Raw genomic sequence first — 14,744 nt, 5'->3', positions numbered from 1 at the left:
ACCATAATCCGGCTTCTGCAGACTGATAAAGAATGAAAGCAGCGAGGAATGAAAGCATGACTATCACTACGATCGAAGGAAACCTGACTCCAAACCAGGGCAAGTACGCAATTGTTGTCAGCCGCTGGAATGGTTTTGTTGTAGAAAGCCTGTTGGAAGGCGCCATTGATTCACTCAAGCGCCACGGTGTAGCAGAAGAAAATCTGACGATTATTCGCTGCCCGGGTTGCTTTGAAATGCCGCTGGCGGTTAAAAAAGTTGCCAAGATGGGTCGTTTTGACGCGATCATCGCTCTGGGCGCTGTTATCCGTGGTGGTACCCCGCACTTTGAATATGTAGCGGGCGAGTGTGTCAAAGGTCTGGCACAGATCAATCTGGAGTCTGAAATCCCGGTTTCCTTTGGCGTTTTAACCGTCGACAGTATTGAGCAGGCCGTAGAACGGTCCGGCACCAAGATGGGTAACAAGGGCGAAGAAGCCGCCATGGCCGCATTTGAAATGGTGTCCCTGCTCCAGAACCTGGAGAAATAAGTTTGAGTTCCAAGTCTTCCGAGGGCCGTTTCAAGCCCGCGGCTCGACGCAAAGCGCGTCAGATGGCACTGCAGGCCGTATATCAGTGGCAGATGAGCGGTAACGCCCTGCTGGATATCGAAACCCAGTTCCGTGCCCACAACGACATGACCAAGGTAGACGGTGGTTACTTCCATAGTCTGCTGCATGGCGTTGCCAGAGAAGCCAGCCGTCTTGACGATGAACTGGCTCCTTATCTGGACCGTACGCTGGATCAGCTGGATCCGGTAGAAAAGGCGGCGCTGCGCATCGGCAGCTATGAACTGATGTTTCATCAGGAAGTGCCTTACCGTGTCATCATCAATGAAGCCATTGAGCTGACCAAGCTGTTCGGTGCCCAGGATTCCCACCGTTATATCAACGGTATTCTGGATCGTCTGGCTCCGAAGCTGCGCGCGGATGAAACCCGCAAGGCTCGCCAGCGCTGATGGATGAGTTCTCCCTGATTCACCGCTATTTCAACCGGGCGGAACTGACATCGAATACAACGGGTGTGAACCTGGGTATTGGTGATGACTGTGCGGTCGTAGCGGTTGAACCGGGGCGACAGCTGGTTCAGTCCATCGACACTCATGTATCCGGAGTTCATTTTCCGGCTTCGGCACCGCCTAACCTGATTGCATACAGGGCTTTGGCTGCAGCGTTAAGTGATCTGGCTGCAATGGGTGGCAAGCCACACAGTTTTTATCTGGCGCTGACATTGCCCCGGGCCGATCAGGTCTGGCTCGAGGGTTTCAGTACGGGTCTGTCGGAGCTGGCAGTAAAAGCGGGTGTAGTGCTTGCAGGTGGTGATACCACCCGGGGGCCGCTGACAATTTCCATCATGGTGCAGGGCACTGTACCTGCCGGTGGGGCACTGGTTCGCTCTGGTGCCCGTATCGGTGATGATATTTATGTTAGTGGCACGCTGGGAGATGCGGCAGCCGGATTAAAGTATGCGCTGGCCGGGCAGGTACCGGACAGTGTTGGTGATGACCGGGAAGCATGGCTGTTGGAACGGTTTTATAAGCCGTCTGCTCGTCTGCAACTGGGGCAGTGGTTGCAACAGAGCGGAGCCACTTCAGCGATTGATATATCCGATGGCCTGCTGGCTGATCTTGGCCATATTCTGGAAAGCAGTGAAGCCGGAGCCTCGTTGGATCTGGAGCAGATTCCCCGCTCCGCTGCCTTTCAAGCGGTGATTGAGCCAGAGCTGCATAATCATCTGAGCTTGAGTGGTGGTGAAGATTTTGAACTGTGCTTCACGTTGCCTTCGGACCTTGAACTGCAGTTTCCCGACTTCTGTCAGGTGACCAAAGTCGGCCGGATTATAAAGGCTGAAGGTATTATCGATCAGGCAACCGGTGAACCGGTTCAGTCCCGGGGCTATCGTCACTTCTGACCCGGGCTTGCCGGGTTATTCCAATCTTTGCAGGATTCAATGAAAGCCGTTTCATTACGTGATTTGCTGAAAAATCCGGTACATTTTCTGGCCTTTGGGCTGGGCAGTGGTGCTGCGCCGAAAGCACCCGGTACCTTTGGTACTCTGGCAGCTGTGATCCTGTATCTCGGGCTTCAGTACCTGCCGTTCTGGAATTATGTACTGGTACTGGCTGTAGCCACCGTACTGGGTATCTGGCTGTGTGATAAGACCTCCAGAGATCTCGGTGTCCACGATCACCCGGGCATCGTCTGGGATGAATTTGTCGGCTACTGGATTACCATGCTGGCTGCCCCGAAAGGCTGGGTGTGGATAATTACAGGTTTTGTCCTGTTCCGTTTCTTCGATATTCTCAAGCCGTGGCCGATCAAGGTGATCGACCAGAAAGTACATGGCGGGTTTGGCATTATGCTGGACGATATTCTGGCTGGTATTTTCTCTTTTGTAGTCCTGCAATTAATAGCTCTTGCTGTGATCTGATTCGCAGCTATTTACAGGCGACGAATTAGCATCTAAACCACCCTTGTAGAAAACTGAAACTTCTCTCAGTTCTGTCGGGTGGTATAGATGTCGTCGACGGCAAAATTTGGCTTTTTCAGTCTGATTCTCTATGCCATCAACAGTATTGTTGGCTCGGGTATATTTCTCCTTCCTCAGCGTGCTTTTCTGTTATCTGGGCCCGCTTCGCTACTGGTCATTGTATTTATTGCCTTTCTGGTAATGTGCATGACCTGCTGCTTTGCTGAAGCTGCAGGACGATTTCGCGAGAACGGTGGAGCCTTTGTTTATGCCCGTGAGGCCTTTGGGAGTTTTGTCGGGTTTGAAGTAGGTTTTATGCGTTATGTCGTCAGCATTACCTCATGGTCTACGCTGGCAGTTGCTTTTGTCACATTATTGAGCGTTCTGTTTCCGGTTCTGGCTGACTTTTTAGTGATCAAACTGCTATCAGCGCTAGTGGTCGTACTTTATGGCTGGATTAATTATCGAGGTGTGAGAGTTTCTGAGTGGGTGAATAACGCCTCCACCATTTGCAAGCTGTTGCCGCTGACACTCTTCATTATTGTCGGGCTGTTTTTTATTAAAGCCGACCATTTCTCCCCGCTGGTACCGGCAGATTTTACCGAAGATACCTTTGCTGCTGCGGTCATTCTATTGTTTTATGCCTTTGGAGGATTCGAATCAATTCCGGTTGCTGCTGAGGATATACGTGATCCGGAAAAGAATATGCCAAGGGGAATGTTGCTGGGGGTTGGCATTGTAGCACTGGTCTATTTTCTGATTCTGGGCGTTACAATTGGATTGCTGGGCAGTCAGACGGCCAATACAGAAGCACCCGTTGCCGAAGCTGCTCGTGTGGCTCTGGGTAATGCAGGTTTTCTGCTAATCAGTATTGCTTCTTTGTTGTCCATTCTGGGGATTAACCTGGCTGCTTCCTTCGCTGCACCTCGCTCACTGGTGGCCCTGGCCAACCACAATATGGTTTCAGCTTCACTGTTGCAGCATAACCGTTATGGTGTGCAGGGCCGTGCAATTATAGCGACTACTGTACTTGCTTTGCTTGTTGCAATCTCCGGCACTTTTGCTGAACTGGCAATGTTAAGTGTCGTAGCAAGGTTTGCTCAGTACCTACCAACCTGTATAGCAGTATTGGTATTTCGTCATCGTATGGGTAGGTCTCCCTCTTTTACTATTCCTGGAGGCCCTTCAATACCTGTTCTGGCGATAGTGATTGGACTATGGCTGATATGGCATGCTCCATTCAGTAACCTCGTTTTCGGGCTGGGAGGGCTGGTTGCGGGAGCACTCCTGTATCTGCTGTCGGTCAAGTCCATGAGAGAAACGCTTTCAGGCACGCAGCAATGAAAAAGCTGTGCCATGACAACAGTTTATTTCTTATGGTGGATTGATATCGAAGACAATAACCCTCATATTTCGCTCAGCAGGCAACACTTGCTAGAATGCGAGCCTGCCGCAGTAGAGGAATTTTGAGTGTCAGTCACATACGTCGCTTCATCCAAGCTACCGACCCCGCATGGTGAGTTTGTGATGCACGGCTTTGATGAGCCGGGTACCGGGAAAGAGCACCTGGCCTTAACCATGGGGGATGTCAGCAACGGTGAGCCGGTGCTGGCGAGGATTCATTCAGAGTGTCTGACCGGTGATGCTTTGGGTAGCTTGCGTTGTGACTGTGGTGCACAGTTACAGGCAGCAATGGCTGCTATCGCTGAAGTAGGTCATGGCATTATTCTGTACCTGCGTCAGGAAGGCCGCGGTATTGGTTTGATGAACAAGGTACGCGCCTATCATCTGCAGGATGCTGGTCTGGATACAGTACAGGCTAATGAGCAGCTGGGTTTTGCTCCGGACCTGCGTCAGTACGACATGTGCAATGCGATGCTGGAACACCTCGGTATCACCAAGCTGCGCCTGATGACCAATAATCCGCGCAAGATCAAGGCAATGGAAACCATCGGAGTGGAAATTGTTGAGCGGATGCCGCTGCAGACAGGTCAGAACCCGCACAATGAACGCTATATCGCGACCAAGGTGTGGAAGCTGGGGCATATGTATAAAACTGCCTGAACACTTTCTGCCATAACCCTTTAACAGGTTATGGCAGAAGTCTGCTGTTTTATTTGTCCAGGGTTTTATTCAGTCGTCGCTGCGACCCGGGATGAAACATCAATGATATGACGGGACTGGCGGTTCTGGCGTTCCTGAATACTCTTCAGAATACCTTCCTTGTCCAGACCGCATTCAGCATATTGCTCTGCAGGCTTGGCTTGCTCGATCAGTCGGTCAGGAATACCCAGGTTCAGTATTGAAGCCGGAATGCCTTCGCCGAGAACATATTCGTTGACGGCAGATCCTGCACCGCCCTGAATACATCCTTCTTCAATCGTTACCAGCAGTTCGTGGCTCTGGGCCATTTGGGCAACCAGCTCTTCGTCCAGCGGTTTGACGAAGCGCATATCAACCACGGTGGCATCGATATCTTCAGCAGCAGCCATTGCTGCAGCATGGCGGGTACCGAATACCAGCATAGCAACCCGCTGACCTTCACGGGTGACAATGCCTTTACCAATCTCTACGGTTTTCAGTTCGGCTTCAGGAATGGCGCCAGGACCTTTGCCACGAGGATAGCGAACAGATGCAGGGCCTTTATGGTGGTAGCCGGTAGATAGCAGCAGACGGGTTTCTGCCTCATCACTCGGGGTCATAATCACCATATTGGGGATGCAGCGCAGATAGGCAATATCGTAGCAGCCCATATGGGTCGGACCGTCTTCACCGACCAGACCTGCACGGTCGAGAGCAAACAGCACATCAAGATTCTGTACCGCAACATCATGCACCAATTGGTCATAGCCGCGCTGCAGGAATGAAGAATAAATAGCCACAACCGGCTTGCTACCTTCGCAGGCCATACCTGCGGCAACAGTTACGGCATGCTGTTCGGCAATTGCGACATCAAAGTAGCGCTCAGGATAATGCTCGGCAAAACGAATCAGGTCAGAACCTTCTTTCATTGCCGGGGTGATACCCATCAACAGCTCATCTTCAGCAGCCATATCACACAGCCACTGGCCGAAAATATTGGCGTATTTCGGGCTGGATTTTTTCGGCGGAGTCGTTGTTTCTGCCGCATGAGGCTCCAGCTTGGTAATAGCGTGATAACCAATTGGATCATGCTCCGCAGGAGTAAAGCCCTTGCCCTTCTGGGTCACGATATGTAGGAACTGCGGGCCGTCCATCTCACGCATATTGCGCAGGGTATGAATCAGGCTCGGAAGGTCATGGCCATCAATTGGCCCGATATAGTTAAATCCAAGCTCCTCGAACAGTGTGCCTGGAATGACCATGCCTTTAACGTGTTCTTCGGTGCGACGTGCCAGCTCCCAGGCTTTAGGAATACTCTTCAGTACTTTCTTGCTGCCTTCGCGGACAGAGTGATAAGTACGGCTGGACAGAACTTTGGCCAGATAGTTGGATATGCCACCCACATTACGGGAGATGGACATATCATTGTCGTTCAAAACAACCAGCAGGTTGGCTTTAACGTCAGCGGCGTGGTTGAGTGCTTCAAAAGCCATACCGGCTGTCAGGGCACCATCACCGATAATGGCAACAGCTTTACGATCTTCCTGCTTTTGTCTGGCGGCAATTGCCATTCCCAGTGCGGCACTGATGGAGGTACTGGAGTGACCGACGCCAAAAGTATCGTACGGACTTTCTTCACGCTTCGGGAAAGCGGCAACGCCATCTTTCTGACGCAAAGTGTGCATCTCGTCCTTACGTCCGGTCAGAATCTTGTGAGGATAAGCCTGGTGACCGACATCCCAGACCAGTCGGTCTTCCGGGGTTTCAAACAGATAGTGCAGAGCAATAGTCAGTTCAATTACACCCAGACCGGCACCAAAGTGGCCACCGGTCTGGCCTACGGTATAGAGCAGGTATTCCCGTAACTCGCGGGCAAGCTCCGGCAGCTGCTCTTCGTCCAGCTGGCGAAGCTGCTCGGGGGCATCAATGCCATCAAGCAGCGGGGTATCCGGTTTTTCTCTGGGAATCTCATGAAACATGCGCTTTTGAATCCGCTTTCAGGCAGACGGCCTGATCATTAAACAGCTGCTTCGGGCATTAACCTTACCTGATACTGAAAAAGGTTGGGCAACGCTAAAAATAGACCGATTCGCAGCGGGTCTGCCTGATAAATATGTGTGCCCGTGCGGTTGCTGCATTCAGGGCGTTCTAGTCATCGTTAGAGAAATTCTAACTGATGCAACCGGGCATTCCTATGCCCCTTTTCAATCGGCAGGGTGTTGTTTTTTCAGGAAAAATACCAGCTCTGCCATTAATTGTCCCTATCAGAGGAAACGCTGAATACAGCCAGAAAGCCCGTCACGCCTGATCCCATATAAAAATATGTATCAGGAATAAACGGGCAGGGGAAGCTCTGGTCGGGATGGATATTGAATCCCGTGCCATCTTCTTTGGCTGTCAGCGCGACAGAAATCAGTGATTACGGCTGACAATAAAATCTGCCAAAGAGCGCAATGGCGCAGCACTGGCATCAAATCCGGACAGTGCGTTCAAGGCTCTGCCGTGAAGTTCGCGAGCTTTTTCTCTGGCACCTTTCAGTCCCAGCAGGGAAACATAGGTCGGTTTCTGGCGAGACTCATCGGCCCCCTGCTGTTTACCCAGGGTTTCGGTATCGGATGAAACATCAATAATGTCATCCTGAATCTGGAAGGCCAGGCCTATAGCCCGGGCATAATCGTCCAGTTGTTGCAGTTTGTCCTGATCAGAACAGCCGCTGGCCAGCGCACCCAGCCTAATACTTGCCCGGATCAGTGCGCCTGTTTTGCACTGATGCATGTTTTCCAGTTCGGACAGAGTCAGAGGTGTGGCAACTGCGGCCAGGTCCAGTGCCTGACCACCGACCATGCCGTGACGACCGGAAGCATCAGCCAGAGCTGTAATCTGCTGCAGACGAATATCGGAAGGAAGATCAGCTTCCGGCAGCAGATCTCGGCGAGCCAGAACTTCAAAAGCCAGTGCCTGAAGGGCATCGCCGGCAAGAATGGCGGCGGCTTCATCAAAAGCTATATGGCAGGTTGGTTTTCCCCTTCTCAGGTCATCATCATCCATGGCCGGCAGGTCATCATGAACCAGTGAATAGGCATGGATTAACTCAACTGCGCAGGCTGCCGGATCAGCTTGAGACAGATTGCCACCCAGTGCTTCACAGGCGGCATAAACCAGCATGGGACGTACCCGCTTGCCACCGCTGAAGAGACTGTAGGCCATCGCTTTTTGTAATGAGCCGTGCTGAGGCTCACCATCGGCACCGGTAACGACCTGACGCAGGCAGTTATCCACACGCTGCTGGCATTGTTCTGCATAGCCCTCAAGCAATGCATGGCTGGAAAGGGAAGAATTGGGCATGAAAATTTCAGCTCTCGGGTTCAAACGGGTGGAGTTCGGTCTGGCCATCTTTTTCCAGCAGTAGCTGAACCTTTTGCTCGGCCTGATCCAGTGCTGTCTGGCATTCGCGGGTCAGGCGAACACCTTTCTCGAAGGCTGCCAGAGACTGTTCCAGTGTCAGCTGGCCGGACTCCATCTGGTTGACGATCTGCTCCAGATCGCTCAGGGACTTTTCAAAGGAAAACTCCCCGCTGGCTTGTTTTTTTGCGGTCATCTCTGTCTGTATACCTGTGTTTCAGGTCCATGCCGGCATGCCGATAACCTTTCTGATTCTCCAATGGCAGAGATATTTTAGAAAGGAATTTAATATGACGTTTCAGCGCCAGGAAGAAGCTTACCAGAAATCACGGCTCGGTCGGATACTGGTGAACAAAGGATATGTCTCCGAAAGCGAGCTGGACAAGGCTATTGTTGAGCAACAAACCAGTGGCAAGCGTCTGGGCGAAGTACTTGTTGATACCGGTATTGTCAGTCGCTGGCAATTGCGCCGGGCGCTTTCCCGCCAAACCCGGCTGCGTTTTGCGGCTTCACTGGCTGTGGCACTGCTGAATCCGATTCAGCTGGTTCATGGCGACAGCACGACAGCACAGTTCGAAACCCCTTACGCTGATTCTGATATGAATGAGTGGGAAGACGGGCCGTTGCTGCCGGAGCAAAAACTGGCTCGCAGCAAGGTGGAAGAAAATCTGGCTCATGATGAGACCAGTATTCGTGTTGCCAGTCAGCTGGTGAAAATGGTTATGCCGGTTCTGAACCAACTGGAATCGGGCTATCACACTCCGGAAGGTGAGCGTAAGCACGATATCGATTATGACGTTGATGATGCCAAGGCAGAGATTCACCCGGATGGGCGAATTCGCCTGAGCATACCCAGTACGGTGGGAATGCTGCGTTTCGATAATATCCGGTTGAGTGGTGTGGCGGCCTATAATGGTGGTGCTATCAGCCTGAGTGAAGTGGATCTGTCTGAGAGTGCTTTCAGTATTCGGGAGCGTTAACCGTTATGTCTGAGGGGCCTAAAGTAACGACGGGTATCAGACCTCCTGAATATCATGTGCAAGATGACTCAGATACATCTTCTGGTGCGATACCTGAGGGTGGTCGGTTTGGCAGGAAAATAAAAGAAGCATCGAGTACAGATGTTCAAAGGCTGTCTGATAGTGCCAGTCTGGATTTTGATTCGGAATATAAGCCTTCAATTCATGAAGGCAAGCCTGCACTGAAAGAAAGGCTTTGGGAAACTGTTAAAAGCTGGGCATCTCTTTTACCGTTTGTGTACAAGAAGCGTCTGGATAATGTTTTGGCCTCTGAGGATCGTGGTGGGGTGAGGTTGTTAAGCCACAAGCCTCTGAGTGAAGTTGACCGTGCCTCTGAACAAGATGCTGTGCCTGTTAAGAAAACAAAGAGGAAGGGAAAACTCCTTCGTAGTTCAAAGCCAAAAGTGAAGCATGCAGGAGATGATTTATTTAAACAGGCGCAAAAAAAGACAGGAAAATCCAAAAAAGATGCCAGTCGTGCAGAATGGGAAAAGTCGTTACAAGACCAAAATGCAAACATGCAGGTGATGGCCGCAAAAATAAAACTGGCAAAAGACTGTGTGCTTGTCTCCTCCTGTGCTGAAGAATCTAAAGTACTGATATCTGAATTTTCTGAATGGAATGAAAAAAAACTGGTATTAGCACCGGGTCCTTCAACACGAGGCGTGCATGGAGATCCCCTACGGACAGTTACAACCAATTTATATGGACTGAAGGCTTTGCCTCCAGAGATTTTAAATAAGCTGTCTGTAAATCCCGATGAACTTTTGGGGAGAGAAGTAGGGGGCAGAACATTTAATGACTGGGGTAACCCGGGGACATATGAAGCGGCAATAAAAGACGGGGTTAGTCTGGATCAGATCAGGGCAGAGATAATACCTGTTTTGGATGAAGTTGTAGGGCTGATGCAGGAAGCGAAGAATATTGCAGCTCAAATCTAAAATTGTTTTGTACAGTATTGAAATAAAAAAGTCCCCAACAGGGGACTTTTTTATACTCGAAAAACTATCAGGCTGTTTCCATTGAACCTGATACTGCATTATCACGACGAGTACTCACAGCCGCTTTACCATCAGTCCAAACATCCTGATCCATGGTCTTGTTCAGGAATTCAAACTTGTTACGGTTGAAGCTGATGGATTCCATCGGCTTGCCACTGTCAATCTGCTCATCCAGATCACGAAGCATGGCGAAAGCCTGCTTGCCCAGCACCAGAATTACACCGATATTGATCAGTGCCATCACACCCATGGCCAGGTCAGCGAAGTTCCAGACCAGCTGCAGTTCACCTACAGCACCCCAGATAACCATGGTCAGTACCAGTACCCGGTAAGCCAGCAGTACCAGCTTGTTATCAATGATAAAGCGCAGGTTGGACTCGCCGTAGTAATAGTTTGCAATCAGGGAGGTGAATGCAAACAGCAGAATAGCCAGAGCGATCAGGTGGTTACCCCAGCTGCCAACTTCGGCGCTGAGTGCGGCCTGGGTCAGCTGAATACCGGTTACACCACTGCCTGCTTCCAGCATGCCGGAGAACAGAATAATGGCGGCAGTCGCAGTACAGATAACCATGGTATCAACAAATACACCGGCCATGCCCAGCATACCCTGAGCAGCAGGATGGTGTGGATGCGGTGTTGCAGTCGCTGCAGCGTTCGGGCCACTACCCATACCGGCTTCGTTAGAGAACAGTCCACGACGGATGCCCTGCATCATGGCAACACCGATAGCCCCACCGGCGGCTTCCTGCAGGCCGAAGGCACTGCGGAAAATAAGCGCAAAGACTTCTGGCAGTTCGGCAAAGTTCATGACAACGACTACCAATGCGACAGCCAGATAGGCAACAGCCATAAAGGGAACGACGGCCTCAGCCACTTTCGAAATAGTGCGAATTCCACCGAAAATAACCAGGCCAGCCAGCACTGCCAGGCCAATACCGATTGCCAGTGGCGGTACGCCATAACCGGAAACGGCGGCAGCAATCGAGTTGGACTGTACGCTGTTGAAGGCAAAGCCAAACGCAATAATCAGCGAGATAGAAAACAGTACCGCCAGCCAGCGCTGATTGAGTGCTTTCTGGATGTAATAAGCCGGGCCACCACGGAAGGTACCGTCACCGTTGTTGGTCTTGTAGGCTTGGGCCAATGTGTTTTCAACAAGGCTGGTAGACATACCCAGCAGGGCAATCAGCCACATCCAGAAAACAGCACCGGGACCACCGAGATACAGGGCGGCAGCAACGCCTGCGAGGTTACCGGTACCGACACGTGCGGCAAGACTGGTACAAAAAGCCTGGAAAGAAGAAATCTGGTTCGCGTCAGATGTATTACGGCTACCCATCATGGTCTTGAAGGAGAAGCCGAAGCGGCGGAACTGAACAAAACGGGTCCGGACTGTAAACCAGATACCTGCGCCGAGCAGCAGATAAATCAGAATACTGCCCCAGATCATATCGTTAAGTATTGTGACAAGTTCGTTCATATAAAACCCTGGTTACCTGGAGAACCATTTGATGCACTGGCCAGAAGATCAACCCCGTGTCAGGAGACACAATTTGAAAGGAAAAAGCGGGGTAAATCAGGTGGTCAGGAGGCTTGTGCGTTCATGGCTGTTATGGTGAATTTTTGGACACGCCGCCATGTTACGGAATCAAGGTTGTGTGAATATCGGGTGAAGACCTTATTCGTCAACGGTCTTTTACGGAGCTTTTTGCGCGCGGTCTACTTATGTCAATACGGTGGTTGTTCGGCTTTTACTTCTGCTTTTGCGGCATTGCTCGCACAAGCAGAAGTTGGTCGGTATAAATCATGAAAGGGTAAAAAAAGATGACTTTTCAGGAAAAAATCACGAAAAACATGCAAATTCAGAATTGATTTCGAAAGACGGCCAAATAGCCAAATTTTGAGCAGAAAAAATGCCTGATATCAGCAGTCTGGTTCAGGCAAATCTCTGGATAACAGACTGGAATCTGATACAGATTCAGATTCAGATTGTACTTCAGTACTGTCTGTCGTTCTTTTTTCGATCCAGATATCCGGGTCAATGGTCTGATCAAGAAAAGGAAACAGGCTGCGGTCAAAATGAGGTTCCTGACCAGATTGCAGCTGATTGTCAAAGTCTCGCAGCAATGCCAGTGCAAGATTTCCCAGTAATACAATAGCAATCAGATTGACCATGGCCATCAGGCCCATACTGAGGTCTGCCAGTGTCCATACCTGCTCAAGCTGACTGATAGCTCCCCAGCAAACAAAAACAAGCGCAGCCAGACGGTAAACTGTCAGCAATCGGGTCGATTTGTGCAGAAAGCGCAGGTTGGACTCACCGTAGTAATAGTTGGCAATGATGGAGGTAAAGCCAAACAGCAACATACTGGCACCGATTAACAGATCGCCCCAACTGCCAACGCTGGTTCTGATAGCCGCCAGTGTCAGTTCGGTGCCGGTCAGTCCTGACTGTGGCTCGAGCTGACCGGAAAGCAGAATGATTGCAGCTGTTGCAGTGCAGATAACAATCGTGTCGGCAAAAACGCCCACCATGGATATCAAACCCTGGGTTGCCGGGTGATGTGGGGATGGACTGGCTGTTGCCGCAGCATTGGGCACACTGCCCATACCGGCTTCATTTGAAAACAACCCCCGGCAAACGCCCTGGTTAATGGCCTGAGCCATCAGGAAACCGGCACCACCGGATGCAGCCGTTTCCAGTCCGAAGGCATTGGCCAGAATAAGATGCAGAACTTCAGGTAACCGGTCGAACTGAATAACGACAACGATCAGAGCGACGGTCAAATAAACCAGTGCCATAAACGGAACAACACGTTCGGCAACCCGAGATATAGCGTGTATGCCCCGGAAAATAATAATGCCAGCTAAAAGAGCCAGTAATACGCCGGAAAGCCAGGAGGGAATAGGTGTTGTGGCTGAAACGGTGAGGGCTATGGAGTTGGATTGAACAGCGTTAAAAGCGAGGCCGAAGGTGAATACCATCATGGTCGAAATAAAAACGGCGGCCGATCGAATTTTCAGAGCCTTATCGATGTAGTAAGCCGGACCTCCAATAAAGGAACCATAAGGCGTTCGACTTTTATAGCACTGGGCCAGCGTATTCTCGATAAAGCTGGTTGCCATACCGAGTAATGCGACAACCCACATCCAGAAGACGGCTCCGGGGCCACCTAAATATAGAGCTATAGCGACACCGGCAATATTTCCGGTACCGACATGGGAAGCCAGACTGGTGCAAAGTGACTGAAATGATGAAATACCGTCTTTATGGCGAGCTTGCCGGCCGGCAAGCACCAGCCTCCAGGCACGTGTGAAGTGACGAATCTGAACGAAGCGGCTGCGAAACGTAAACCAGATTCCGGCACCGAGTAGCAGGTAAATCAGAATGGCGCCCCATATCCAGCTATTCACTACAGCAATCAGTTCATTCAGCATGTATTTCTCCTGTATCTGTCCTGTATGGAGCACGCTACAGGGCTGTAGCTGCTGGATCCCGGCGCCTGGAGGTTCTGTAGCCTGTTGTTTCCTCAGTAAACCCTCAGTAAAAGTGCTGTTCATGCCGTCAACTCAGGCACAAAAACATTTTTCCGCTAAATCAATGACATATCTATTCAGACTGACAAATGCTGAAAAAGTTGCGATAGGGTTATAATCGCCAGTCAGACCGAATTATGGAGTTTTATGGCAGTGTAGCTGTCATAAAAAGTAAGTTTCAGGAGTGAGTGGCGTGTGGATTAGTGCGTTTCTGCTGGGTGTATTCTGTACTTGGCTGATTATGTCCGGGGTCTTGGGCTACGGCCTGCGGATGTTCCAACAAAATATTCTGGGGGTTCGCCAGGGGCGTCTTGAGAGTGAGGATCGCTGGCTGCTCAATACTGGCCCGTCTGCACGCTCTGACTGGCATCTGCTGGGTTACTGGCGGGATGCTGCAACCTATCCGAAAGCTTGTCAGGAGCTGGCCGGGCTGGTTGCTGACAAAGCCTGTCTGTCTCCCGGTGACCGGGTACTGGATGCAGGATTTACCAGTCTTGATCAGTTGCGGATGTGGCGGGATTACTATCAGGTCGAACAGATTGTCGGTCTGACAGATGATGAACAGTTGCTGGAATCCGGTCGGGGCCGGTTTGATGAATCGGGTGAGATACGACTGCAACTGGGAAATGAAAAAATCCTGCGCCAGCGCGAAGCGGGTAGTGTGAATAAGGTCATCGCACTCGACAGTGCAGTCAGCTTTGAACGTCGCCCGGTTTTTCTTGAACAGGCCAACCGACTGCTGACAAAAGACGGTGTTCTGGTAATGACCGACTTTATTCAGTCCAGACCCTGCAATGATGCCAGAGAAGCAAGAAAGCTCCGGCTACTCTCGGCTGCAAGAGGAATCCATCAGGATACTCTGAAGACAGAGGATCAATATTTGAAGTTGCTGAATGAGGCCGGGTTTGATCAGGTAGAGATGCTGGATCTCACTGAAGATGTCATCTCCGGCTTTTGCTACTGGTTTTCCCAGCACCATGAAAACCTGGGTTCAATGATTCGCTCCAAATTGTGGTGGCGACTGAGAATCGGTGTCGGGTTTATGCGCTGGGGGGTTTACCATGACCTGATCAGTTATAAGCTGGTTGTTGCCAAGCGAAGTTCAGAACCGAAGCCTCAAGAGTTGGACAGATCCTGATCTTTTCGTCAGCAAGCTAATTCGGACTGGTGCTTGAGAGAGCATCGGTCTGCATCA

14 protein-coding genes are annotated in these 14,744 nt (G+C 50.9%); 9 read left to right on the top strand and 5 right to left on the bottom strand.

Annotated elements, in window-relative coordinates; all coding sequences use genetic code 11:
* Positions 1 to 56 precede the first annotated feature (56 nt).
* The 6 genes from ribH (at position 57) to ribA (ending at position 4,572) form a co-directional block, all read left to right on the top strand.
* Positions 57 to 530, top strand: coding sequence for a 6,7-dimethyl-8-ribityllumazine synthase (gene ribH, locus ACYZZ0_RS05810; protein ID WP_461535651.1), 474 nt, complete (start codon positions 57 to 59; stop codon positions 528 to 530).
* A gap of 2 nt (positions 531 to 532) precedes the next feature.
* Positions 533 to 997, top strand: coding sequence for a transcription antitermination factor NusB (nusB, locus tag ACYZZ0_RS05805; RefSeq protein ID WP_461535650.1), 465 nt, complete (start codon positions 533 to 535; stop codon positions 995 to 997).
* Positions 997 to 1,950 carry a thiamine-phosphate kinase gene (thiL, locus tag ACYZZ0_RS05800; RefSeq protein WP_461535649.1) on the top strand — a complete coding sequence of 318 codons (954 nt, stop codon included), beginning with the start codon at positions 997 to 999 and terminating at the stop codon, positions 1,948 to 1,950. Before nusB ends, thiL begins: the two co-directional genes overlap by 1 nt.
* A 39-nt stretch (positions 1,951 to 1,989) precedes the next feature.
* Positions 1,990 to 2,469, top strand: coding sequence for a phosphatidylglycerophosphatase A family protein (locus ACYZZ0_RS05795; RefSeq protein ID WP_461535648.1), 480 nt, complete (start codon positions 1,990 to 1,992; stop codon positions 2,467 to 2,469).
* An 87-nt stretch (positions 2,470 to 2,556) separates the two neighbouring features.
* Complete coding sequence (locus tag ACYZZ0_RS05790) at positions 2,557 to 3,852, top strand: APC family permease (protein WP_461535647.1); 1,296 nt, start codon at positions 2,557 to 2,559, stop codon at positions 3,850 to 3,852.
* Positions 3,853 to 3,978: 126 nt separating this feature from the next.
* A complete protein-coding gene (gene ribA, locus ACYZZ0_RS05785; protein WP_461535646.1) occupies positions 3,979 to 4,572 on the top strand; it encodes a GTP cyclohydrolase II in 594 nt (197 codons plus the stop codon).
* Positions 4,573 to 4,637: 65 nt separating this feature from the next.
* On the opposite strand, the gene dxs is transcribed toward ribA, so the two are convergent.
* The 3 genes from dxs to ACYZZ0_RS05770 all read right to left on the bottom strand — a co-directional run bounded on the left by dxs (position 4,638) and on the right by ACYZZ0_RS05770 (position 8,188).
* Entirely contained in the window at positions 4,638 to 6,569 is a 1,932-nt protein-coding gene (gene dxs / locus ACYZZ0_RS05780; protein WP_461535645.1) for a 1-deoxy-D-xylulose-5-phosphate synthase, read from the bottom strand.
* Between the two features lie 433 nt (positions 6,570 to 7,002).
* Complete coding sequence (ispA, locus tag ACYZZ0_RS05775) at positions 7,003 to 7,935, bottom strand: (2E,6E)-farnesyl diphosphate synthase (protein ID WP_461535644.1); 933 nt, start codon at positions 7,933 to 7,935, stop codon at positions 7,003 to 7,005.
* 7 nt (positions 7,936 to 7,942) lie between these two features.
* Entirely contained in the window at positions 7,943 to 8,188 is a 246-nt protein-coding gene (locus tag ACYZZ0_RS05770; protein ID WP_461535643.1) for an exodeoxyribonuclease VII small subunit, read from the bottom strand.
* A 94-nt stretch (positions 8,189 to 8,282) separates the two neighbouring features.
* Here ACYZZ0_RS05770 and ACYZZ0_RS05765 point away from each other — a divergent pair, with 94 nt between their 5' ends.
* Positions 8,283 to 8,972, top strand: coding sequence for a hypothetical protein (locus tag ACYZZ0_RS05765; RefSeq protein WP_461535642.1), 690 nt, complete (start codon positions 8,283 to 8,285; stop codon positions 8,970 to 8,972).
* A 5-nt stretch (positions 8,973 to 8,977) separates the two neighbouring features.
* Positions 8,978 to 9,952, top strand: coding sequence for a hypothetical protein (locus ACYZZ0_RS05760; RefSeq protein ID WP_461535641.1), 975 nt, complete (start codon positions 8,978 to 8,980; stop codon positions 9,950 to 9,952).
* Positions 9,953 to 10,019: 67 nt separating this feature from the next.
* Here ACYZZ0_RS05760 and ACYZZ0_RS05755 read toward each other — a convergent pair whose 3' ends face one another.
* Together ACYZZ0_RS05755 and ACYZZ0_RS05750 are read right to left on the bottom strand one after the other, a co-directional pair.
* A complete protein-coding gene (locus tag ACYZZ0_RS05755) occupies positions 10,020 to 11,492 on the bottom strand; it encodes an alanine/glycine:cation symporter family protein (RefSeq protein WP_461535640.1) in 1,473 nt (490 codons plus the stop codon).
* A 443-nt stretch (positions 11,493 to 11,935) separates the two neighbouring features.
* Complete coding sequence (locus ACYZZ0_RS05750) at positions 11,936 to 13,450, bottom strand: alanine/glycine:cation symporter family protein (RefSeq protein WP_461535639.1); 1,515 nt, start codon at positions 13,448 to 13,450, stop codon at positions 11,936 to 11,938.
* A 292-nt stretch (positions 13,451 to 13,742) separates the two neighbouring features.
* On the opposite strand from ACYZZ0_RS05750, the gene ACYZZ0_RS05745 reads away from it, so the two are divergent.
* Complete coding sequence (locus tag ACYZZ0_RS05745; protein ID WP_461535638.1) at positions 13,743 to 14,687, top strand: class I SAM-dependent methyltransferase; 945 nt, start codon at positions 13,743 to 13,745, stop codon at positions 14,685 to 14,687.
* The last annotated feature ends 57 nt before the right edge of the window (positions 14,688 to 14,744 follow it).

Source organism: Spongorhabdus nitratireducens (assembly GCA_947387575.1).
Lineage (GTDB): Bacteria > Pseudomonadota > Gammaproteobacteria > Pseudomonadales > Endozoicomonadaceae > CANDOC01.
Note: the sequence above shows the minus strand (reverse complement) of the source record. Positions and strands in the feature narration are given on the sequence as shown.